Genomic DNA, 13,926 nt, shown 5'->3' with positions numbered 1-13,926 from the left:
CTGGATTCCCGCTCGCTTACGCGACCGGGCCTCCGAAGATCTCGATGGGCTTGCTGTCGGCCGAGATGGTCACGAGCGCGCGCTTGGTGTTCTTGCGCTTGCCGTAACCGAAGCGGGTCCGCTTGCGCTTGCCCTGACGGTTGGCGGTGTTGACGCTGGTGACCTTCACACCGAAGACCTTCTCGACGGCGATCTTGATCTGCGTCTTGTTGGAGTCCGGGTGCACCAGGAAGGTGTAGGTGCCTTCCTCGATCAGTCCGTAGGACTTCTCCGAGATGACCGGCGCCAGCAGGATGTCGCGGGGGTCGGCGATGGTGGTCACTTGCTCTCCTCCTGTGCCGCCTCGGCGGGACCGTGAACGAAGGCGTTCAGGGCCTCGACGCTGAACACCACGTCGTCGCTGTTGAGGACGTCGTAGGTGTTGAGCTGATCCGGGGCGATCGGCTGCACGTTCTGCAGGTTCGCCACGCTCTTCCACGCGGCGATGTCCTCGCGGCCGACGACGACCAGGAACTTCTTGCGGTCCGACAGCTCGGCCAGGAAGGTCTTGGCGGTCTTGGTCGACGGGGTCTGACCCGCGACCAGTTCGGTGATCACGTGGATGCGCTCGTTGCGAGCCCGGTCCGACAGGGCGCCACGCAGGGCGGCGGCCTTCATCTTCTTCGGGGTGCGCTGGCTGTAGTCGCGCGGCTGCGGGCCGTGCACGGTGCCACCGCCCGCGAACTGCGGCGCGCGGGTCGAACCCTGGCGGGCGCGACCGGTGCCCTTCTGGCGGTACGGCTTCTTGCCACCACCGGAGACCTCGCCGCGAGTCTTGGTCGCGTGGGTGCCCTGGCGGGCCGCGGCCAGCTGCGCGACGACGACCTGGTGCATCAGCGCGATGTTGGCGGTCACGTCGAAGATCTCCGCGGGGAGGTCGACGGTGCCGTTGGTCTTGCCACCGATCTCCTTGACCGGCAGCGTCAGGTTGGCCTTCTTTTCGAGGCTGGTCATGCGTGCGCACCACCCTTCACGGCGCTCTTGACGATCACGACGCCGCCCTTGCGACCCGGGATCGCACCCTTGATCAGGAGCAGGCCGTTCTCGGCGTCCACCTTGTGAACCGAGAGGTTCTGGGTGGTGACGCGGTCGTTACCCATCCGACCCGACATGCGCATGCCCTTGAACACGCGGCCGGGGGTGGCGCAGCCACCGATGGAACCCGGGCGGCGGTGCACGGCCTGCGCACCGTGCGAGGCACCCTGACCACGGAAACCGTGGCGCTTCATGGTGCCCGCGAAGCCCTTGCCCTTGCTGGTGCCGGTGACGTCGACGTAGGCGCCCTCTTCGAACACGTCGGCGTTGATCTCCTGGCCGACCTCGAAGGTGGAGGCGTCCGCGACCCGGATCTCGGCGACGTGGCGGCGCGGGGTGACGCCGGCCTTGGCGAACTGGCCGGAGGTCGGCTTGTTCACCTTGCGCGGGTCGATCGCGCCGAAGGCGACCTGGACGGCGCTGTAGCCGTCGCGCTCCACCGTGCGGATCTGGGTGACCACGTTCGGGCCCGCCTTGACGACGGTGACCGGAACGACGCGGTTCTTCTCGTCGAAGACCTGGGTCATGCCGAGCTTGGTGCCCAGGATGCCGGCCGCGGGCCGGTTCTTGTTGTCAGTCATGTCTCGAGTCCCCGTCACTGAATGTTGACGTCGACGCTGGCCGGCAGGTCGATGCGCATGAGCGCGTCGACCGTCTTCGGCGTCGGGTCGAGGATGTCGATGAGGCGCTTGTGCGTACGCATCTCGAAGTGTTCGCGCGAGTCCTTGTACTTGTGCGGCGAACGGATGACGCAGTACACGTTCTTCTCGGTCGGCAACGGCACCGGGCCGACCACGCGGGCCCCAGTGCGGGTCACCGTCTCCACGATCTTGCGCGCAGACGCATCGATCGCCTCGTGGTCATAGGCCTTGAGCCTGATGCGGATCTTTTGTCCCGCCACGCTAAGTGTCCTTTTCTCCGCTTTCCTTCGTGATCCGGAAGCCGGGCTTCCGCACCACCCTCAATTTGCACAGCCCGAACACACGAAGACGTCTCAGTGGAGACCACGACCGGGCACGCCCGATCCTCGCCGCTGTTCATCTGTCATGGTTCTCCGGTCCACGCGGTCGGGCGTGTCGCCTTCCCGCTTATTCCTCGGCCCGGATCGAAAACTTCATCTCAGGCTCGGAACAACGTCCCGGACGTACTCACACCGGGAACCGGTGAAGCACACGATTGGGTACTGCTCGCCTCGCCGATCACGCCCCATTTCAACCGAAACAGGCACGACCCCGTGCAAGGCAACCCGAACAGTATGCCCGAGACCCCCAACCCACTTCAAATCGCCCCCACTGTCACCCCGATCACCCCCGCGCGGCCCCCGACTTCGCAGGTCTTTCGCACGCTTCGCAGAGCGTTACAGGGCCTGCGAGGCGTGTGGAGACTCTGCGAAGAACGCCTGTGACGGGAACTTACTTTTGAGTAAGGTAGCGGGCATGAGTAAAGAGACCGCGACGCTGCGCGGGTGGAAGAAGCTGCCGGACAACCGGCTGGGGCACGCGCTGTTCTCGCTGGGGATGGTGGCCAGGGTGCCGTACTTCGGCACGGTGCTGCCCAGCGTGGTGCGGCTGGAGCCTGGGCTGTGCGAGGTGACCTCGCCGAAGTGGTTCGGCATCCACAATCACCTGGGCACCTTCCACGCCATCGCGGCGTGCAACCTGGCCGAGGTGGCGATGGGCATGCTGAGCGAGGCCACGGTGCCGACCACGCACCGCTGGATTCCCAAGGCGATGAACGTGCAGTACCTGGCCAAGGCCGAGACAGGACTGCGCGCGGTGGCGAAGCTGCCCGAGATCCCGGACTTCGCGGCGATCACCGAGGGGCGGGACCTGGTGGTGCCGGTGTCGATCTACGACAAGCACGGGCGCGAGGTCGTGCACGCCGACATCACGACCTGGGTCACGCCGTGTTGATCGGCGCGCTGGCGCGCGCGTGTTCGCGGCGCTCGTAAGACTCGCCCCGAGGTGGTCGGCAGTGCGGGCCGGGCGGTTCGCATCAATGCTCGCGGCGCCCACTGGACAGTGCCGGGCGGCGCGTAACCCGGGCGTGTTGCACTGCGGCGGCGGCAGCGGATTGAATGCGGATATGAGTGGCGGTGCGGTCCGAGCGGCCGATCTGTGCGTAGTCGGGCTCGGTCCGACCGGACGGGCGCTTGCCCACCGGGCGATGCGGGCCGGGCTGCGGGTGATCGCGATCGACCCGCGGCCGGAACGCCTCTGGCCGCCCACCTACTCCTGCTGGGTCGACGAACTCCCGGAGTGGTTGCCGCCCAGTGCGATCGGGGCCCGCATCGAAGCGCCGACGGTGTGGACCAAGACCGAGCACCGCATCCCGCGGCCGTACTGCGTGCTGTCCAAGCAGGGTCTGTACGACGCGCTTTCGCTCGACGACGCGGAGGTGATCGCCGCCCGCGCCACTCGCGTCGACGCGCACGAAGTGGAACTGGCCGACGGCAGGGTGCTGCGGGCCGACACGGTGTTCGACACCCGCGGCCTGCCCGCGCTCGGGCAGCGCAGGGCGGCCAGCGCGCACGGCATCTTCGTCGACGCGGAGACGGCGGCGCCGATGGTCGGCGAGGGCGAGGGGCTGCTGCTGGACTGGCGTCCGGAGAACGGCGCGGGCCAGGACGCGCCGCCGTCGTTCCTCTACGCGGTGCCGATCGGCGACGGCACGGTGATCTTCGAGGAGACCAGCCTCGGCCTGCGCGGCGGCATGCCGCAGCACGTGCTCCGCGAGCGGACGCTGAACCGGCTTGCCGCCCACGGCATTCGGCTCACCGGGACGGAACCGAGCGAGGCCGCGCACTACCCGCTCGATCAGCCGCCGCCGAAAAAGGGCGTCGCGCGGGCGATTCCGTTCGGATCGCGCGGCGGCATGATGCATCCGTGCACCGGCTACAGCGTCGCCGATTCGCTCGCCCTGGTCGACACCGCGGTCACGGCGCTGACCGAGGGCCGCGACCCTGTCGAGGCGCTGTGGCCGTGGCGGGCGCGACTGGTCTACTGGATGCGCATGCGCGGACTGTGGGGGCTCGGCAGGCTGACCACCGACCAGTCGATCGCCATGTTCGAGGCGTTCTTCACCGAGTCCGCACGCGGCCAGCGCGCGCTGCTCACCGCGCACGACGACTACGCCGCGCTCGGCGCGGTGCTGTTCAACACCGTCGCGCACACCTGGCCGTTCCGCTGGCGCTACGACCTGGTCGGCTGGACGAACCGCAACCGCTGGGTGGGTTACGACTTCACAAGGCCGCGCGAGCCGATGATCACCGAAGTCGACTAGCGGCGGGATCGGACCCGAGTTCCGTGCGCCGCTTGTCCTCGCGCCCGCCCCGGACCCAGTGCAGCGCGCCGATCACCGCTCGCTCTCGCCGCACGCCGCACGCCGCACGCCGGGTGCCCGCGCACCACGGGCACGCCGCATCGATCGGTCGAACGAACCCGTTCTCCGTCAAGCGGTCTCGGCTGCCCGCCGGTAACCGCGAATCGCGGGCAGCGCGAACACGACGACCATCCCGACCGTCCACGCGATCGTCTTCAACAGCGGCTCCGCGACCGGCCCGCCGGCCGACAGCCCGCGCATGGCATCGATGGCGGTGCTCATCGGCTGATTGCCGACCACGTCCTGCAACCAGGTCGGGTAGGCGAACACCGGGACGAAACCGGTGTTGAAGAACATCAGCAGCGTGTTGACGATCGTGATCAGGCTGACCAGCAGCACGCCCTCGGTGAGCGTCGCGAGCGCCGTGCACAGCACCGCGAAGCCGATGCCGAACAGCACCGGGATGCAGATCAGCGCCACCGCGGCGAGCGGCCCCTGGCCGAAACGGAAGCCGAGCGTCATGCCCACCGCGATCACGAACAGCGTGGTGATCAGGACGCGCACCGCCTCGGCGAGCAGCCGTCCGGTCAGGCTCGCCGCCCGGTTCATCGGCATGGTCCAGAACCGGCTCAGTAGTCCGGTTGCTTTTTCCACCTTGAAACCGAGCGCGCTCACCACCGCGCCGGACATGGCCGCCACCAGGGTGATCAGCGGGACCTGGCCGTAGATGGCGTCCATTCCGGTGTTCCTGGTGATGGTCCCGCCGAGCACGACGTCGAACATCAGCAGGGTGAGCGCCGGGTAGATCAGCGTCTGAATGGTGGTCGCTGGATCGCGCATCCACCCCATCAGCAGTCGCTTGCACTGCAACAGGCTGTGCTGCGCCCAGGTGCCGATCGCCCGCTCCGAGCGTGGCGTCACCGTCGGCAGCGGCGCGAACTCCGTGCCCTTCTCGTCGGACTCCGTCGTCACCGTCATGACCGCCTCACACTCGCCCACACCGCGAACGGGGTGAACACCACCGTCAACCCGATCAGCCACAGCAGCGGCACCCACAGCACGCCCCAGCTCACCCCGTCGCCCGCCATGTCGCGCAGCGCGAAGGAGAACTGCGAGATGGGCTGGTTGCGCACGAACGGCTGGATCCACTCAGGGAAGCTGTTCTCCGGCACGAAGCCGCAGGACAGCATGCCGAAGATCAGCGTCGGCAGGGTCAGCGCCTGACTGAGTTGCTCCGGACTCTTGGTGAGGCTGCCGAGACCGTCGGCGCCGATGGCGAGCACGGTCCCGATGGCCAGGGAGAACGCGCAGAACAGCACGGCCTGGCCGAATCCGGCGCTGAATTCGAAGCCGATCAGGTACCCGAACAGAATGGCGCCGGTCAGCGAGGTGACCGAGCGGACGAGGCCCGCGCAGATCCGTGAGGTGAACGGAACGAGGGTGCCGATCGGCATGGTCTGTAGGCGGCTGCTGAGGCCGGTCCTCGCCTCGAACGCGGCGAGCTGCGCGTTGGAGAGCATGGTGAACGCCATGGTCTGCAACACGATAATCGGCATCACGAACTGCGCGTAGTCGATGCCCTGGAGCTTCATCACGAAGCGCAGCGGCAGGTAGAAGCCGAGGGTGAACACCAGCGGCGTCACGAAGGCGACGATCAGCTCGCCCTTGGTAGCCATGGTCTTCACCACGCGACCGGTCAGCGCCCGCCACTGCGCGAAGGACGACGGCCGGGCAACGGGTAGCTCGGCGAAGAGTTCGGCCTCGGCGGCCGGGTCGGTGGCGCTCACGGTCACGAGTGACCGCCCGAATGGCCGGTGAGGGAGAGGAAGACGTCATCGAGCGAGGGCCTGCGCAACGCGATGTCGGCCAGCGTGACCCCCGCGCTGTCGAGCCTGCGCAGCGCCTCCGACAGGGTGGTCGCGCCGTGCGGGGCCGGGAACGAGAGCCGGTCGCTGCCGTCGAGTTCGGCCATGACGGCGGGGGGCACCAGGTCGCCGAGCGCGTACGCGGCGGTCAGCACCTGCTTCGGGTCGAGCGGGACCACCTCGCAGTAGCTTCCGCCGGTCTTCTCCTTGAGTTCCTCGGCGGTGCCCTCGGCGATCACCGTGCCCTTGTCGATGACGATGATGTTGTCGCTGAGCACGTCGGCTTCCTCGAGGTACTGCGTGGTCAGCAGCACCGTGATGCCCTGGTCCTTGAGCACGTTCACCAGGTCCCAGACGCCTTGGCGGCTGCGCGGATCCAGGCCGGTGGTCGGCTCGTCGAGGAACACCACCTCCGGACGCACGACGAGACCGCAGGCGATGTCCACCCGGCGCCGCATGCCGCCGGAGTACTGGCGCACCGCGCGCTTGCCCGCGCTCACCAGGTCGAACTCCTCGAGCAGGGTGTCGGCGCGCTTGCGGGCGGCGGACCTGCCCAGGCCCATCAGCCTGCCGAACAGTTCGAGGTTCTCGCGGCCGGAGAGGTTCTCGTCCAGCGCGGCGTACTGCCCGGTCATCATGATCGAGCGCCGCACGGCCGCCGGGTCCTCGCGCACATCGTGGCCCGCGACGACGGCGGTGCCCGAGTCGGGACGCAGCAGCGTGGAGAGGATCTTGACCGTGGTGGTCTTGCCCGCGCCGTTGGGGCCGAGGATGCCGAGCACACTCGCCTTCTCGGCGGTGAAGCTGATGCCTTGCAGTGCGTGCACGTCGCCGAACGACTTGCGGACGTCCTCGACGCGAACGGAAGGCTCCTGCTCCGTCGCTTTCGATGGACGTGCCGGCGATTCTGCTTGGTTCAAGCTCGGCATCAACTCTCCACTATCGGCCGGGGGCGGCGATCCGATCGCCGGACGCACACGAATGCGTCGGGGTGGTGATCCCTGCCGCCTGGCGTGATGTTACCGGCATCGCGCATCCCGGAACGACTACCGCGCAGTACCCACTCGCGGACCCGGATAAGTGTGTCCTTCATCACATTTGACGCCTCGCGCGCACGCCACGCCGGATCGACGCTGGTCGAGGCGTGGCAAGGGCAGCGAAGGGGCGGTGCCGCAGCCTTGTCGGCCGGGGCCGCCCGACCATAGTCTGCTGAACGGGGGCATACACGCACTCACTCGTCTGTGGCGGGACCGCGCTGGGAGCCGGTCCGTCAGGGGTCGGCTCGATTCGGGTGGGAGCAACGCGGGTCGAGACTGCGAAGAGGTGACCATGGCCGAGTCCGCGCAGCCACGTTTGGCAGCGCATCCGGGAGGAACGGGCCGATCGAACGTGCTGATTTCCCATGATCCGCGCACCGGGGAGGTAGTCGGGAACTACGCGGTGATGGGCGGCGGCGAGCTCCATCGCACCGTGCGCGCCGCACGCGCCGCCGAAAAATGGTGGGCCGATTTGGGTTTCAGTGGCCGCAAACGCTGGCTGCTCGACTGGAAACGCAGCATCGCAAGGCGGGCAAGCGAATTGGTGGAACTGGTCTCCCAGGAGACCGGAAAACCCGAGGCGGACGCCGCGATCGAGGTGATGCTGGCGATCGAGAATCTGGATTGGGCCGCGCGCAACGCTTCTCGCGCGCTGCGGCGGCGCAGGATCGGTTCGAGTTGGCTCAGCCGCAATCAACAGGGTTCGGTGGGTTATCTGCCGCTCGGCGTCGTCGGGGTGCTCGGACCGTGGAACAACCCGGTCTTCACGCCGATGAGCTCGATCGCCTACGCCATGGCGGCGGGCAACGCGGTGGTGTTCAAGCCGCACGAGCTGACCACCGGCGTCGGGGTGTGGCTGGCCGAGAGCTGGGCCGACCTGGCCCCGAGCCAGCCGGTGCTCCAGGTGGTGACCGGGGACGGCGGCACGTCGGCCGCGCTGTGCCGGGCCAAGCTGGACAAGATCGCCTACGCGGGCTCGGAAGCGGGTGCGCGGGAAGTGATCTCGCTGTGCGCCCAGACCATGACGCCGGTCGTGGTCGAGCGCGGCGGCAAGGGCGCGATGGTGGTGCACGTCGACGCCAAGCTCGACGAGGCCGCCGAGGCCGCGGTGTTCGGGGCGATGGCCAACGCTGGTCAGAATCCCTCCGGCTTGCAGCGGGCCTACGTGGCCGATTCGGTGTACGACAACTTCCTCGAGCTGGTGGTCGAGCAGGCCCGGCGGCTGCGCCCTGGCGCGGACAAGCGCGCGTCCTACGGTCCGATGATCCTGGAAGCCCAGGTCGACGTGGTGCGCAAGCAGGTGCGCGACGCGCTCGCCAGGGGTGGTCGCGCGGTGGTCGGCGGACTGGATTCGATCCGCGAGCCGTACGTCGAGCCGATCGTGCTCGCCGAGGTGCCGGAGGAGAGCATCGCGGTCACCGGTGAGGCGATCGGACCGGTGCTCATCGTGAACCGGGTGCCGAACATCGAGGAGGCAGCCAAGCGGATCAACGCCACCGGCAACGGTGTCGCGGTCTCGATGTTCACCAGGGACGTGCACAGCGTGGAGTCCTTCGCGGAGACGCTGCGCGTCGGCGTGGTGACGATCAATTCGACCACCGCCCACCTCGGCATCCCCGCGCTGCCCGTCGGCGGCGTCGGCGAATACGGCCAGGGCCACAGCCACGGCGACCACGGGCTGCGCGAGTTCAGCAGAACGCTGGCCGTCGCGCGCAAGCGCTACCGCGCGCCGATGAACCTGGCCACCTTCGACCGGCACCCACGCCACCTACGGATGGCCAAGGCGATGTTCCGGCTACGCCACGGCCACCGGGTCTAGCGCCGACTGGACGGTCCCGCCGCCGATCGGTGGCGGGACACCGGTGTCGCGACGGCGGCCAGCCTCAGCCGAGTGGAACCGCTTCCATCAGCGCCGCCACGACGCCGCGGTCGTTCCGGGTCTACCCCGAGCGCCGCGGCCTCAGCCGAGCAGGACCGCTTCCATCAGCGCCGTCACCCTGGCCAGCTGGGCCGGGCGGGCGTCGAAGCGGATGAGCCTGCCGATGTCGATGACCTGGCCGATGGCGGCGTGCACGCGGAAGCGGGCCTCGACCGGGTCGCCGTCGAGCAGATTCGCCCACTCGAGGACGTTCTGGCGTTGGATGGCGCGCAGCTTGTGCTGCTCGGCCTGCGGCAGGTTGCTGAACTCCGCGTAGTAGACCGGCATGATCTCCGGGGTGGAGAAGGTCAGCTTGGCGTAGCGGGCGGCGATCAGGCGCACCGCTTCCGGCCTGCTTGTCGCCTCGGCCAGCGCCTCGGTCATGGCGACCGAGACACGGTCGCCGGTCCGGTGGAACGCGGCGGCCAGCAGGTCGGACTTGCTGCTGAAGTACCGATAGACGCTGGACGCGTTGATCCCGACCGCGGCGCCGATCTCCTCGATGCTCGCCTCGTGATAGCCCTGGCGACCGAAGATCCGGATGGCCTCGGCGAGCAGCTGTTCGCGCTTGGAGGTGACCGGCAGGCCGCGCGCGACGGGTCCCTGATCCGGTTGCGTCGGTGCGGGCGGCAGCTCGGCGCGCAGGACCGACCAGCACATGTCGCGCAACAGCGGAAGCAGCCGCGCGCCGGACAGCGCAGAGCGGTGCGCGGAGATGCTCGCCACCACGCTGAGCACCGAGGCGGCGAGCATCCGCAGGTCGGCCTCGGGAGCGTCCGGCCGGAGCTCGGCGATGGGCGCGGCGATGGTGTCGTTCAGATCGTCGTAGATCTTGCGGATCCTGATCCGATCTTCACGCTCCAGGTAGCGGCGCTCCCACCGGTACAGGCCTGCCTCGCGCCGGATGTCGATGGTGTGCTCGGCGATCGCCTTGATCAGGCCGTCGAGCCGCGGTTCCGGGTCCAGCTCGGGATCGTCGGCGTTGCGCGCGACGGTGAGCAGATGCCGCGCGCCCTCCTCGGCGGCGGCGACGAGCAGCGCGTACTTGTTCGCGAAATGCCGGTACAGGGCGGGGCCGGAAATGCCCACGTCGGCGGCGATCTCGTCGACGCCGACCGGGTAGTACCCGCGCTCGCTGAAGGCGCGCGCGGCGGCCCTGATGATCTGCGCCTTGCGGTCCTTGGGGCGGCGGCGAACACCGGCGTTCTCCGCTCCGGCCCTTCCCCCGTTTGGTTCGGGCCGCGCGGGCGCGAGGTCTACCTCGCCGTGTTCCGCGACCATGCACCTCTCCGTTCTGGGACGGCGCCGCCTGGTTGACAGCGCCGGACAAGTCCACATAAGTTAACCACAATTCGCAAAGTTAACCACCATTCACTGCCCGGCGTCCGCCGAATCGCAGACCAGGAGCGAAAAATGAGCAATACCGATTCCGCACCCGCCGCGACGGCTCCCGCCGGCTTCACGGCGGTGCAGGACGGCAAGGTACTGCGTATCACCATCACCAAGCCCAAGCGCAAGAACGCCATCGACTACGACACGATGGTCGCGCTCGGCGACACCTTCCTGGCCGCGTCCGAGAACCGATCGGTGCGCGCGATCGTGCTGACCGGCGCGGGCGACGACTTCTGCACCGGCGCGGATCTGGCCGCCAGCCCCGGCGAGGCGCAGCGCGGCATCACCGCCGACATGGTGATGGACGCGGCCAACCGGCTGGTGCGGGCCATCGTGGACGCGCCGGTTCCGGTGGTCGCGCGGATCAAGGGCGCTGCCGCCGGTGTCGGCGTCGGCATCGCGCTGGCCGCCGACCTGGTCTACGCGAGCGAGGACTCCTACCTGCTGCTCGCGTTCATCAACATCGGCCTGATGCCCGACGGCGGCGCGGCCGCGCTGGTCGCGGCGGCCGCGGGACGCCCGCTTGCCGCGGAGATGGCGCTGCTCGGCGAGCGCTTGCCCGCGCCCGCCGCGAAGCGAGCCGGACTGTTCACCGCCGTGCTGCCCGGCGACGAGCTCGACGCCGCGGTGGAGGCCGCAGTCGCCAAGCTCGCCACGGGCCCGCGCCGCGCGCTCGAACTCACCAAGAAGGCGCTCAACCAGGCCACGCTGACCGCGCTCGACGCGGCGCTCGCGGCCGAGAAGACCGGCCAGAGCGAGCTGCTCGCCTCCCCCGACTTCCGCGAGGGCGCCACCGCGATGCTGACCAAGCGCAAGCCGGTCTTCGCCGACTGAGCGTCGCGCATCACCTCGAGCGCGAGCCCTTCCTCGCAGATCGAAGAACGCGCACCAGCGCCTTCGCTCCGGCCAACGTGCGGGCCGACGTACGACGTACAGCTGCGCCCACCACCTCGGCGCGGCAGACAGCACGCCGCGCCGCCACAGTCCCGCGCACCAAGGGGTGCGCCGGATCGGTCGTTCGCGGGTCGCCACCCGGTAGCTCGGGACCCGCGAACACCTCCGGTCCACAGGAGTGTGATCCCGGACACTTCGCACGTACGCCGGGCGACTATGTTGATTCGCTATGGCTTACCTGGTTACCGGAGCAACTGGGTTCATCGGTCGTTTCTTGATCCCACAGCTGCTCGAGCGCGATGCGGACATCCACGTGCTGGTCCGGCCCGGTCAGCAATCGGCCGACCGGTTCGCCTGCTGCGCCAGGGAATGGGACGCGGGCGACCGGGTGCGTCCGGTTCGCGGTGACCTCGGCGCGCCGAGTCTCGGCATCGACAGCGACTGGCTGGCACAACATCGCGGCGCCATCGACCACGTCTTCCACCTGGCGGCGAGCTACGACCTGACCGAGCACGGCGCGGGCACCCGCAACGTGGTCGACGCCGCCGAGGAACTGGGAGCCGGTCTGCTGCACCATGTTTCGACCGTCGAGGTGGCCGGCTCCTACGAGGGCCTGTTCACCGAGGACATGTTCGACAAGGGCCAGGCGCTGACAACGCCGTTGCAGCAGGCCAAGTTCGAGGCCGAACGCATCGTGCGGGACTCGGGTCTCGCCTGGCGGATCTACCGGCCCTCGATCGTCATCGGCCACTCCAGAACCGGCGAGATCGACCGCATCGACGGTCCCTACTACTTCTTCCGCCTGCTGCGAATGGCGGCCCAGCTGCCGCGCATTCTCCCGGTGCTGGTGCCCAAACTCGGCGAAACCAACATGGTCCCGGTGGATTTCGTGGCGCGGGCGCTCGACCACATCGCGCACCAGCCTGGCCCGGCGTCGAGCACCTACCATCTCGTCGACCCGCGCCGGATGAGCGCGGTCGAGGCGCTGAACCTGTTCGCCGACGAGGCGGGGGCGCCGCATCTGGTCGAGGTGATGCCCAAGCGCGCGATGAACATGATGCTGCGCGTGCCGGGCGCCAACTGGATGCTGCCGCGCGTCGGCGTCCCGCTCGACGTGCTCGAGCACAGCGAGTTCACCTGCTGGTTCGACGCCAAACGCGCCACCGACACGCTCGCGGGCACCGACATCAAGGTGCCGCCGCTGGCCGCGTACGCTCCGCTCATCTGGAAGTACTGGATCGAGAACTGGGTCTGATCGGCTCGCGAAAGCCGACCGCCCTGGTCACACGCGGGGTGTGACCAGGGCGGTCGGTGCGAATCGGCTGGTCTCAGAGACCGAGGCCCTTGGCCAGCACCGGCCAGGAGCGCGGGAACTCGTCGTTCCAGTAGCCCCACGAGTGGGTGCCGGTCGGGCGGAAGTTGAAGGTCGCCGGGATACCCAGCTCGTTCAGCTTGGTCTGCAGGTTGCGCGTGCAGTAGTTGGTGCCCGCCTCGATCACGCCGCCGATCAGGACCTGGTTGGCCAGACCGTAGGCGCCGGGCAGGGCGTACTCACCGTTCAGAACGTCGTGCTCGCCGGGGATACCGGTACCGGTGGAGATGTAGAGCTCCAGACCGCGCAGGCCCTCGGCGTTCACGTACGGGTCGTTCTTGACCCACTCCTCCGAGCCCTGCGGGCCCCACATGTTCTCGGTGTTGCCGCCGCCCCAGGTCTCGACGGTGAGCTTCACGAACTCGGAGCCGACCGGGTCACTGGTCTGCGCGCAGCCGCTGTAGGCGGCGGCCGCCTTGTACAGACCCGGCTTGGCGATCGGCAGCGCGAGCACGGTGGTGCCCGAGGTGGACAAACCCGCGATGGCGTTCACGCCGTTGGTGCCGAGCGCGCCGTCGACCAGCGGCGGCAGCTCCTCGGTGAAGAAGGTCGTCCACTTGTTGCGGCCGAGCGTCGGGTCGTCCTTGATCCAGTCGGTGTAGTAGCTCCACTTGCCACCGATCGGCTGAATCACGTTGACGTTCTTGTCCTTCAAGAAGTCCAACGCTTCGGAACGGGCCACCCAGGACGCGTCGTCCTCGCCGCCGCCCGCGCCGTTGAGCAGGTACAGGGTCGGCCGCGGCTCCGAGGCGTCGGCCGGACGCTGCACGTCGATGATGACGTTCTCGTCCATCGCGGCCGAGTACACGTGCAGCCGGATGTTGCGGGAGTCCTTGATCTCCGCCTTGACGATCTTCGAGCCGTCGGGCGAGACCGGGTTGGCCAGCAGCGCCTTCGACTCGACGATCGGGTCAGCCGTTGCCGTGGATGCGCCGAGTCCGGACATGAGTCCCGCGAACACCGCAGCAGTCGCGATCATCGCCGCGGCACGCGTGCCACGACGCCGGTTCTGTCGACGTATCAATTTCGCACCTTCACTTCGTATCGGGATCA

At 68.6% G+C, this 13,926-nt stretch carries 14 protein-coding genes; 5 read left to right on the top strand and 9 right to left on the bottom strand.

Annotated features, from left to right (window positions below):
- Positions 1–16: 16 nt before the first annotated feature.
- From rplW to rpsJ, 4 genes are read right to left on the bottom strand one after another with little or no spacing between them, the layout of a single operon-like run.
- Entirely contained in the window at positions 17–322 is a 306-nt protein-coding gene (rplW, locus tag CRP45_RS22735) for a 50S ribosomal protein L23 (protein WP_011207266.1), read from the bottom strand.
- The gene (rplD, locus tag CRP45_RS22730) at positions 319–993 is read right to left on the bottom strand and encodes a 50S ribosomal protein L4 (RefSeq protein ID WP_067785348.1); all 675 of its coding nucleotides are present in this window, start codon (positions 991–993) and stop codon (positions 319–321) included. Before rplD ends, rplW begins: the two co-directional genes overlap by 4 nt.
- Positions 990–1,655, bottom strand: a complete 666-nt coding sequence (gene rplC, locus CRP45_RS22725) for a 50S ribosomal protein L3 (protein ID WP_067785350.1) — start codon at positions 1,653–1,655, stop codon at positions 990–992. The genes rplD and rplC overlap by 4 nt, the downstream gene beginning before the upstream one ends.
- Before the next feature lie 14 nt (positions 1,656–1,669).
- Entirely contained in the window at positions 1,670–1,975 is a 306-nt protein-coding gene (rpsJ, locus tag CRP45_RS22720; protein ID WP_003938093.1) for a 30S ribosomal protein S10, read from the bottom strand.
- Between the two features lie 535 nt (positions 1,976–2,510).
- On the opposite strand from rpsJ, the gene CRP45_RS22715 reads away from it, so the two are divergent.
- Together CRP45_RS22715 and CRP45_RS22710 are read left to right on the top strand one after the other, a co-directional pair.
- Positions 2,511–2,987, top strand: coding sequence for a hotdog fold domain-containing protein (locus CRP45_RS22715; protein ID WP_097246849.1), 477 nt, complete (start codon positions 2,511–2,513; stop codon positions 2,985–2,987).
- Positions 2,988–3,159: 172 nt separating this feature from the next.
- On the top strand, positions 3,160–4,356 hold the full coding sequence (locus CRP45_RS22710) for a lycopene cyclase family protein (RefSeq protein ID WP_097246847.1): 1,197 nt from the start codon (positions 3,160–3,162) through the stop codon (positions 4,354–4,356).
- A gap of 168 nt (positions 4,357–4,524) precedes the next feature.
- Here the strand turns inward: CRP45_RS22710 and CRP45_RS22705 are convergent, their stop codons facing one another.
- Genes CRP45_RS22705 through CRP45_RS22695 form a run of 3 tightly spaced genes read right to left on the bottom strand, consistent with a single transcriptional unit; the run spans position 4,525 to position 7,189 of the window.
- Complete coding sequence (locus CRP45_RS22705; protein WP_097247185.1) at positions 4,525–5,373, bottom strand: ABC transporter permease; 849 nt, start codon at positions 5,371–5,373, stop codon at positions 4,525–4,527.
- Positions 5,370–6,182 carry an ABC transporter permease gene (locus CRP45_RS22700; RefSeq protein ID WP_372509804.1) on the bottom strand — a complete coding sequence of 271 codons (813 nt, stop codon included), beginning with the start codon at positions 6,180–6,182 and terminating at the stop codon, positions 5,370–5,372. The genes CRP45_RS22705 and CRP45_RS22700 overlap by 4 nt, the downstream gene beginning before the upstream one ends.
- 2 nt (positions 6,183–6,184) lie before the next feature.
- Positions 6,185–7,189 carry an ATP-binding cassette domain-containing protein gene (locus CRP45_RS22695; protein WP_097246844.1) on the bottom strand — a complete coding sequence of 335 codons (1,005 nt, stop codon included), beginning with the start codon at positions 7,187–7,189 and terminating at the stop codon, positions 6,185–6,187.
- A gap of 400 nt (positions 7,190–7,589) precedes the next feature.
- Between CRP45_RS22695 and CRP45_RS22690 the strand changes: the two genes are divergently transcribed.
- Positions 7,590–9,116: an aldehyde dehydrogenase family protein gene (locus CRP45_RS22690; protein WP_097246842.1), complete on the top strand. Its 1,527-nt coding sequence runs from the start codon at positions 7,590–7,592 to the stop codon at positions 9,114–9,116.
- 141 nt (positions 9,117–9,257) lie between these two features.
- Here CRP45_RS22690 and CRP45_RS22685 read toward each other — a convergent pair whose 3' ends face one another.
- A complete protein-coding gene (locus CRP45_RS22685) occupies positions 9,258–10,496 on the bottom strand; it encodes a TetR/AcrR family transcriptional regulator (protein WP_067785371.1) in 1,239 nt (412 codons plus the stop codon).
- 132 nt (positions 10,497–10,628) lie between these two features.
- Here CRP45_RS22685 and CRP45_RS22680 point away from each other — a divergent pair, with 132 nt between their 5' ends.
- Positions 10,629–11,441 (top strand): enoyl-CoA hydratase-related protein, encoded by an 813-nt coding sequence (locus tag CRP45_RS22680; protein WP_097246840.1) that lies wholly within the window; start codon positions 10,629–10,631, stop codon positions 11,439–11,441.
- Between the two features lie 289 nt (positions 11,442–11,730).
- Positions 11,731–12,756: an SDR family oxidoreductase gene (locus CRP45_RS22675; RefSeq protein ID WP_097246839.1), complete on the top strand. Its 1,026-nt coding sequence runs from the start codon at positions 11,731–11,733 to the stop codon at positions 12,754–12,756.
- Between the two features lie 73 nt (positions 12,757–12,829).
- On the opposite strand, the gene CRP45_RS22670 is transcribed toward CRP45_RS22675, so the two are convergent.
- Positions 12,830–13,852 (bottom strand): alpha/beta hydrolase, encoded by a 1,023-nt coding sequence (locus CRP45_RS22670; RefSeq protein WP_067785380.1) that lies wholly within the window; start codon positions 13,850–13,852, stop codon positions 12,830–12,832.
- Positions 13,853–13,926: the final 74 nt, after the last annotated feature.

Origin of the sequence: Nocardia amikacinitolerans (assembly GCF_900215415.1) — a bacterium.
In the GTDB taxonomy this organism is placed as follows: domain Bacteria; phylum Actinomycetota; class Actinomycetes; order Mycobacteriales; family Mycobacteriaceae; genus Nocardia; species Nocardia amikacinitolerans.
This window is presented reverse-complemented; position numbering and strand designations above follow the sequence as displayed.